The organism is Brachybacterium sp. SYSU DS0246, from assembly GCF_059391765.1.
In genome coordinates this window covers 1-852 of sequence record NZ_JBZXYT010000067.1, presented here as the reverse complement: position 1 = coordinate 852, position 852 = coordinate 1, and the positions used below count along the sequence as shown (strand labels likewise).

Here is an 852-nt window from a genome sequence, read left to right as displayed (position 1 = left end):
TATTCGCGGGTTGGTCACCGCAGGACGCTGTTTCCGGTGGGAGGAGCGGAGCTTGTCTGAGATCGAGCGTCGCCTGTGAAGGCTGCTCACAGTTCTTGCGCTGGTCTCCTCCTCACGCTGCGCCCCCAGATGCTCGGGTCGCCTGTGAACGCGGTCTATAGCGGTTATGCCTCCATCGTTGCCAGTGACCAGCACCAGCCGGCCAGTTCCCTCGCGATCGCGGTGGTCGCGAGGGTGTGGGGTTTGTGGTGCGCGGCCAGGGTCTGCCAGCGTCGGTGCAGTCGCCGGTTTCCGTGGTCGGCGCGTTGGGCGATGACTGCCGGGACTTTCGCCCAGTCCTTCCGCAGGGTCGGGCCGGGCCGGTAAACGGGTTTGTGCTGCCATGATGTCTCGACCAACAGGCGGCGGGCGTGGGAGTTGCCGGTGCGGGTGATCCCGCCCTGGACTCTGGATTGGCCGGAGGAGTGTTCCGAGGGGACCAGTCCGAGGAACGCGCCGATGCTCTTGCCGGTGAAGCGTTCCCAGTCTCCGATCTCGACCGCGAGCCCGAACCCGGTCAGGGTGGAGATGCCGCGCAGGCAGGCCAGGCGGTGCGTGATCTCGGTGAACTCGCTGTCCTCGGCCAGCTTGAGGATCGCAGCATCCAGCCGGTCCCTCCGGGCCAGGCCGTGCTGGATGGCGTCGTAGGTGTCGTCGAACGCGGCCAGCGTCCCGGCACCGTGAGCAGGGAGCTTGTCACGGCGGATGGCCCGCATCCACGCATCATGCGTCGGTCCCCAGGAGGTCTTGCCGGAGAACACATAGCCGTGGCGCAGCAGCAGCTTCCCGAGTCGGTGCCTTGAGCTCATCAGA

At 66.8% G+C, this 852-nt stretch carries 1 protein-coding gene; it reads right to left on the bottom strand.

Going from position 1 to position 852, the window contains the following annotated elements; genetic code table 11:
* Positions 1–164 precede the first annotated feature (164 nt).
* Positions 165–852 (bottom strand): transposase (locus AC5020_RS16920; protein ID WP_464989145.1); only part of this gene is annotated, 688 nt, incomplete at its 5' end.